This window comes from Corynebacterium sp. EPI-003-04-2554_SCH2473622 (assembly GCF_001665955.1).
Lineage (GTDB): Bacteria > Actinomycetota > Actinomycetes > Mycobacteriales > Mycobacteriaceae > Corynebacterium > Corynebacterium pseudodiphtheriticum.
In genome coordinates this window covers 1-6,624 of record NZ_LZMN01000015.1, presented here as the reverse complement: position 1 = coordinate 6,624, position 6,624 = coordinate 1, and the positions used below count along the sequence as shown (strand labels likewise).

Below are 6,624 nucleotides of genomic sequence, written 5' to 3'. Positions count from 1 at the left end.
TGAGGTCCAGCAGGATTTCCTCGCCCGGCACCGGGCCGTCGTCTGGGATGCTCGGCGGGGTCCACGGGTCCGTGCCCTCTTCTACCGGGATGCGGCAGGAATAGCCGTAGTCTTTGCCCTCTTCGGTGCGCCCGTAATACCAATAATCGCCCGCGCGGGTGGGCACGGACATGTCGGTTTGTTTGATGCGCGAGGTGATCTCGGAATAAATATTGTCCCGCAGGCCAGTGAGGTGTTCGGTCTGCGCGTCCGTGTAGGCGTTTTCCGCCTTCAGATAAGCGAGAGTGTCCTCTGCTTCTTTGTCGCGTAACCACTCGTAATTATCCACGAAGTCCCGGCCATGAAAACTACGGGTGACCGGGTGTTTCTTCGCCTGTGGCGGCTGCGCGGCTGCTGGGGTGTACGGAACGCTAGTAGCAGAATTATCCATACCGCCACATGATACTGGTTTTAACTAATGCGCTCGCCAGCCCGCTTGCCGACATTTAACCGCCTAGCCAACCCGCTTTCCGGGGTGCTTGCCGACGTTTAACCGCCTAGCCAGTCGCTAAATTGCGCACCACTCAGGCGTTCATAGGCCTCGATATACCGTGCCCTGGTCGCTGCCACGACGTCGTCGGGAAGCTCGGGCGGGGTGGACTGGCCATCCCAGCCGGATTCCGCGCTGGTGAGCCAGTTGCGCACGTATTGTTTATCGAAGCTCGGCTGCACCTGGCCTTCCTGGTAGGAATCTGCTGGCCAGTAGCGGGAAGAATCCGGGGTCAGTACCTCATCGCCCAAGACCAGCTGGCCGTCGGCATCCAAGCCGAATTCAAACTTGGTATCGGCCAAGATGATGCCCCGTTCAGCAGCTAGCTGCTGCGCGCAGGCGAAAATGTCCACGGTGGCGCTACGCAGCTGCTCGGCGCGCTGTTCACCCAAAGAATCGGCTACCACTGCGAAGCTAACGTTTTCGTCGTGCTCACCCTGCTCCGCCTTAGTTGCCGGGGTGAAAATTGGGGTCTCCAGCTTGGAGGCTTCCACCAGGCCGTCGGGAAGCGCCACCCCGCACACCTCGCCGGTCTTCTGGTATTCCTTCAGCCCAGAGCCGGTCAGGTAACCGCGGGCCACGCATTCGAAAGGCAGCATGTCTAGCTCATGGCACACCATCGCGCGGCCCAGCACGGATTCTGGAATGCGCGGGTCATCCAATGGGCCCGCCAGGTGGTTGCGCACACCCATGCGCTGGGATAGTTCTTCGAAGAAGTACGCAGAAATCGCGGTGAGCACCCGCCCTTTATCCGGGATGGCTGGTTCCAGGGCGTAGTCATAAGCAGAGATCCGGTCCGAGGCAACAATCAGCAACGTGGAATCGTCAATACGGTAGATATCGCGCACTTTGCCGGTGGCAATCGGGGTATAAACAGAAAGTTCTGGTCGCGTGGTCATCTACGCTCGTGGGCCTTTCGTGAATTCAGGGTTCGGAAATGCGGGGATTCAGGAATTCGGGTGCTAAAGCTAAGGCATGCCCGCAGGCTTACTCAGCCATGCTGGGGCGTGCAGAAGGAGCGCGCCGGAGAACATGCCGGAACAGTAACGGGCTTAGAGAATCTCGCCTGGGCGGTAATTCGCAGCGTCCGGGTGCTCGTTGCGCAGTGTGCTTACCCGCGCCAGTACGCGCTTTACCTGTGATTCTGCGGCACCGATGAAAGCGTGCTTGTCCGATAACGCCTCGTCCAAAGCCTGCTTATCCAGTGGCAGTGCGTCGTCGGCAGCCAAACGCTCCACCAGGTCTTGGTCCGCACCGTTTTCGCGCATGTTCAGGGCCACGGCGACGGCGTGCTTTTTGATGATTTCGTGGGCGGTTTCGCGGCCCACCCCGGCGCGCACGGCGGCCATCAGGATGCGGGTGGTGGCCAAGAATGGCAGGTAGCGCTCTAGTTCGCGGTCGATCATGGCTGGGAAGGCGCCGAATTCATCCAACACCGTCAGGAAGGTTTCGATCATGCCGTCAATGGCAAAGAACGCATCTGGCAGGGCAACGCGGCGCACCACCGAGCACGAGACGTCGCCTTCGTTCCACTGTGTGCCAGCTAAATCGCTGACCATAGTCAGGTAACCGCGCAGCACCACCTGCAGGCCGGAAACCCGCTCACAGGAGCGCGCGTTCATCTTATGCGGCATGGCAGAAGAACCAACTTGGCCTTCTTTGAAACCTTCGGTAACCACCTCATTGCCAGCCATCAAACGGATGGTGGTAGCCAGCGAAGACGGTCCGGCGCCGAGCTGCACCAGGGCGGATACGGCATCGAAATCTAGGCTGCGCGGGTACACCTGCCCAACGGAATGGAACAGGTGGGCAAAGCCGAGGTAGTCCGCGATTTCGGTTTCCAAGCTGGCGAGCTTATCGTGCGAACCGCCCAGCAAGTCCAGCATGTCCTGGCTGGTACCCATTGGGCCTTTGATGCCGCGCAACGGGTACCGGCTGAGCAGGCCGTTGATGCGGTCGATGGCCAGCAAAATTTCTTCCGCCGCGCTGGCAAAACGCTTGCCCAGCGTGGTGGCTTGCGCGGCGACGTTGTGGGAACGGCCGGCCATCACCAGCGACTGGTAATTGGCGGCGTGTTCGCTCACCCGGGAGACCACCGCGATGGCTTTATCGCGAATGATCTGCAACGAGCTGTAAATCTGCAGCTGCTCGACGTTTTCCGTGAGATCACGCGAGGTCATCCCCTTGTGGATGTGTTCGTGGCCCGCCAGCGCGTTGAATTCTTCAATGCGGGCTTTGACATCATGGCGGGTGGAACGCTCGCGCTGCGCGATGGATTCCAGATCAACCTGGTCGATGACCTTTTCATAATCCGCGATGATCTCCGCGGGAATATCAATGCCCAGGGAACGCTGGGCGCGCATCACGGCGATCCACAGCTGACGCTCGTAGATCACCTTGTTGTGCGGGCTCCACAGATTCACTAGGTCTGCAGAACCGTAGCGGGAGGCAAGGACATTACTCATCGGCATTTTTTGTTGCGTCACATTGTGTATTATCACACGAATTTCGCTAGACCGACAACGCTTGCCGACGCCACCCCTACCCCGGGCGTCGGCAAGCAACCATGGGCATTAAACACCCGTGGGCATTAAGCAACGGGGTATTAGACAACCGTGGGCTTTAAGCGACCATGGGTAATCGCTAAATGCTGATCTCGCCGCGTGCGGCCTTGGCCCCGATATCGCGACGGTAGAATCCACCGGCCATCTGGATGCCGCCGATGGTCTGGTACGCGGCCTCGCGGGCGGCGTCCAGATCCGCGCCGGTGCCGATCACGTTCAGCACGCGCCCGCCATTCGAGTAGTATTCGCCGGATTCGCGGCTAGTGCCACCGTGCAGGACCTTTTCCGCGTTCTCGATATCTTCTGAGACAATCCGGTCGCCTTTGCGCGGGCTGGCCGGGTAGCCCTGTGCAGCCAAAACGACGGTGACAGCCGAGCCTTCGTGCCATTCCAGAGGTGCCAGCTCAGCCAAGGTGCCATTCGCACAGGCTGCCAGTGCCGGGGCCAGTGGCGATTGCAGCATCGCAAGCACCGCCTGGGTTTCTGGGTCGCCAAAACGGCAGTTGAATTCCACCACCGTTGGGCCGTCTTCACCCCAGGCCAGCCCGGCGTACAGCAGACCAGAATAGGCACAACCGCGCGCAACCAGTTCCTTAGCTACGGGGCGGCAGACTTCGTCCACGATGCGCTGCACGCCGTCTTCCGGCAACCACGGCAATGGCGTGTAGGCGCCCATGCCGCCGGTATTCGGACCTTCATCATTGTCGTAGGCACGCTTGTGGTCTTGGGCGGGCAGCAGCGGAACCACGTCTTCGCCGTCAACCAAGCAGAACAGGGAAACCTCTGGCCCGGAAAGGAAAGATTCCAGCAGCACGGGGTTGCCGCCTTCGTGTACGGCATGGATGTGCGCAACGGCTTCGTCGTAATCCTGGGTAACAACCACACCCTTGCCACCGGCTAGGCCATCATCCTTGACGACGTAATTGGGACCGAAATTCTGCAATACCCGCGCGATCTCTTCCTCGCTGGCACCAGGGGTGATTTGTTCGGCGCGCGCGGTAGCTACACCAGCGGCAGCCATCACGTCTTTGGCAAAGGCCTTGGAGCCTTCGATGCGGGCAGCGTCTTTGTTGGGGCCGAATACGGCAAAACCAGCTTCGCGTAGCGCATCTGCCACACCTGCAACCAGCGGAGCTTCCGGGCCGATGACCACGAGTTCTGCCTGCAGCTTCTGCGCCAAAGCCACCATGGCTGCGGCGTCATCGGCGCTGCCAGCATCGGTGTGCCGGGTGGCTAAGTTCTCCATGCCTGGGTTGCCGGGGCAAACATGCAGCTCATGGCCTGCGGCCTGGGAGGCACCGTTCTGGCCGTCAGTATTCGAACCTTCACCGTTCGAATCTTCAGTGTTCAGGGCGTCATTTTTCTGCGCGTCGCGGGAAAGCCCCTGCAGCAGGGCATGTTCGCGGCCGCCAGTTCCGAGTACGAGAATACGCATGGCTTATATCCTATATGGCTGGGCTTACCCGCCGGGCTGCGCACTAAAGCCCGGTAGTGTGGTGGCATGAGCACAGTATTTAGCAAAGTCATTAATGGCGATCTGCCTGGCCGTTTCGTCTACCGCAGCTCGGATGTGGTGGCGTTTTTGAGCATCGAGCCGCTCACCTACGGCCACGTGTTGGTGGTGCCGGTCGAAGAGGTGGATAAGTGGACCGATATGGCCCCAGAGCTGTGGGCGCGGGTCAATGCGGTTGCTTATGAAATCGGCAATGCCGTGATCCAGGCCTTCGACGCCCCGCGTGCTGGCAATGTCATTGCTGGTTTTGAAGTCCCCCACGCACACATTCACGTTTTCCCGGCCCGCAGCATGGATGATTTCAATTTCGCCAATGTCATCCCAGCCGATCAGACCGATGAAGCCGCGATGGACGAGGCTGCGCAGAAGCTACGCGCAGCGCTGGGCACTAACGAGGACGGCACCAAGATTTAACGTCCCGGAACCGGGGCAGCCTTCGGCTGTCGCTTATCCGGCTGTCTTTTATTCGAACGCCGTTTTTGGGCGCCGTTTATCCGTCTGCTGTTTAGTAGCCCTCGCCGTAGTCGTCGAAGGTTTCTTCGCTTGCCGAAGGCTCGTCTAGCGCCGGAATGCGCACGGTGAAGGTCGATCCAACCCCTGGTTCACTGTCGACGGTGATTTCACCATCGTGCTGGTCTACCAGTGATTTCACGATCGCCAGCCCCAGCCCGGAGCCGCCACCGGCACCCCGGGCGCGGGATGGATCTTCGCGGTAGAAGCGCTCAAAAATCAGCCCGGTTACTTCTTTACTCATGCCGCGGCCGTCATCGGTGATATCGATGCAAACGTAGGCTTTCGCGCTTTCCCCGTCTGTGCCCTTGTTGCCGTCTTTCCCAGCCTTGCCATTTTTGCCGTCTTCCTGGCTCCAGCCGGTGGTTTTCTCCTCGGCCTCGTGGTTATCGCCGGCTTCCTGCTGTTCAGCTGCAACGCGCACGCAATCGGCTTGGCTTTCCTTGCGCAGCGTCAGCGTTACTGAGGCCTCCGGCCCACCGTGGTTCAAACCGTTGGTGATGAGGTTCAGCAATACTTGGTGTAGGCGGTCTGGGTCGCCAGAAACCACCGGAATATCGGTGGTTTTATTTTCCACCCGGATGGTGCGTTCTGGGTAGGCGGCTCGTGCGGTACCAACCACCGCCAGGGATAGTTCCAGCACGTCGACGGTGCGTTTATCCAGCCGGGAACCTTCTGCCCGCGTAAGCGCCAGCAAGTCTTCCACCAACAACTTCATGCGCCCGGATTCATCATCAATGGTGGCAAATACATGGTCCACATCATTAGTGGCACCGGAGCGGTACAGCTCCACGTAGCCGCGCAAAGAGGTCAGTGGGGTGCGCAGCTCGTGTGAGGCATCACCGACGAAGCGGCGCATTTGCTCCTCTTTCGACTGCGCGGTTTCGACGGAATCCTGCAGCCGTTCCAGCATGATGTTCAAGGCAGCCGCCAGTTGGCCTACCTCTGTGTTCAGGGGCCATTTTGGCACGCGGAGGTCCAGATCGCCTTCGGCAATATCACTGGCTGTGCGCTCCACAATCTGCAGCGGTTTCAGGGTTTGTCTAATCACCGCAAACGCCAACAATGCCAAAAATCCCAGCATGACCAGGCTGATTAATGCCTGTAGCATTGCCAAACCGCGTAGTAGGCCGTTTTCGCGTTCCAAGTTCTTGGCGACGATCGTCACCACGCCGTTCTGCTGGTTGGCCAGTGCGCGCCATTCTGGTTGCTGTGGCCCGTCAACGCTCGCTACGCTACGCGGTCCACCGCCGATGACCAGGTTGTTGATCTGCGGCAGGGTATCGCGGTCGTTATACACCCGCGAGGAACCATCCGGGAAGATGTGAATCACTGCGTAATCTGTGGGCGGGCTGGCGGAAAGGTTGCCGGAAAACAGTTCGGAATTTTGTGCCCACCCAGCCATGGATTGGGTCAGGTCGTCGTCGACGCGCTGGTAAAAGACCTCACGCATGACGGAATACACCGCAAACGAGCTAGCAAAAAGCCCGAAGGCAGAAACCAGGACG

5 protein-coding genes and 1 pseudogene are annotated in these 6,624 nt (G+C 59.6%); 1 reads left to right on the top strand and 5 read right to left on the bottom strand.

Annotated elements, in window-relative coordinates; translation table 11 throughout:
- The 4 genes and pseudogenes from A5774_RS01465 to purD form a co-directional block, all read right to left on the bottom strand.
- A pseudogene (locus tag A5774_RS01465) lies at nt 1-430 on the bottom strand (oligopeptidase B); the annotation flags it as partial.
- Between the two features lie 98 nt (nt 431-528).
- Entirely contained in the window at nt 529-1,428 is a 900-nt protein-coding gene (locus tag A5774_RS01460; RefSeq protein ID WP_064833106.1) for a phosphoribosylaminoimidazolesuccinocarboxamide synthase, read from the bottom strand.
- Nucleotides 1,429-1,581: 153 nt separating this feature from the next.
- On the bottom strand, nt 1,582-3,000 hold the full coding sequence (gene purB / locus A5774_RS01455; protein WP_275435007.1) for an adenylosuccinate lyase: 1,419 nt from the start codon (nt 2,998-3,000) through the stop codon (nt 1,582-1,584).
- A gap of 172 nt (nt 3,001-3,172) precedes the next feature.
- Entirely contained in the window at nt 3,173-4,528 is a 1,356-nt protein-coding gene (purD, locus tag A5774_RS01450) for a phosphoribosylamine--glycine ligase (protein WP_064833105.1), read from the bottom strand.
- Between the two features lie 66 nt (nt 4,529-4,594).
- Between purD and A5774_RS01445 the strand changes: the two genes are divergently transcribed.
- Nucleotides 4,595-5,020, top strand: a complete 426-nt coding sequence (locus A5774_RS01445) for an HIT family protein (RefSeq protein WP_064833104.1) — start codon at nt 4,595-4,597, stop codon at nt 5,018-5,020.
- 91 nt (nt 5,021-5,111) lie between these two features.
- Here A5774_RS01445 and A5774_RS01440 read toward each other — a convergent pair whose 3' ends face one another.
- Nucleotides 5,112-6,569: a sensor histidine kinase gene (locus A5774_RS01440; protein ID WP_369815490.1), complete on the bottom strand. Its 1,458-nt coding sequence runs from the start codon at nt 6,567-6,569 to the stop codon at nt 5,112-5,114.
- Between the last annotated feature and the right edge of the window lie 55 nt (nt 6,570-6,624).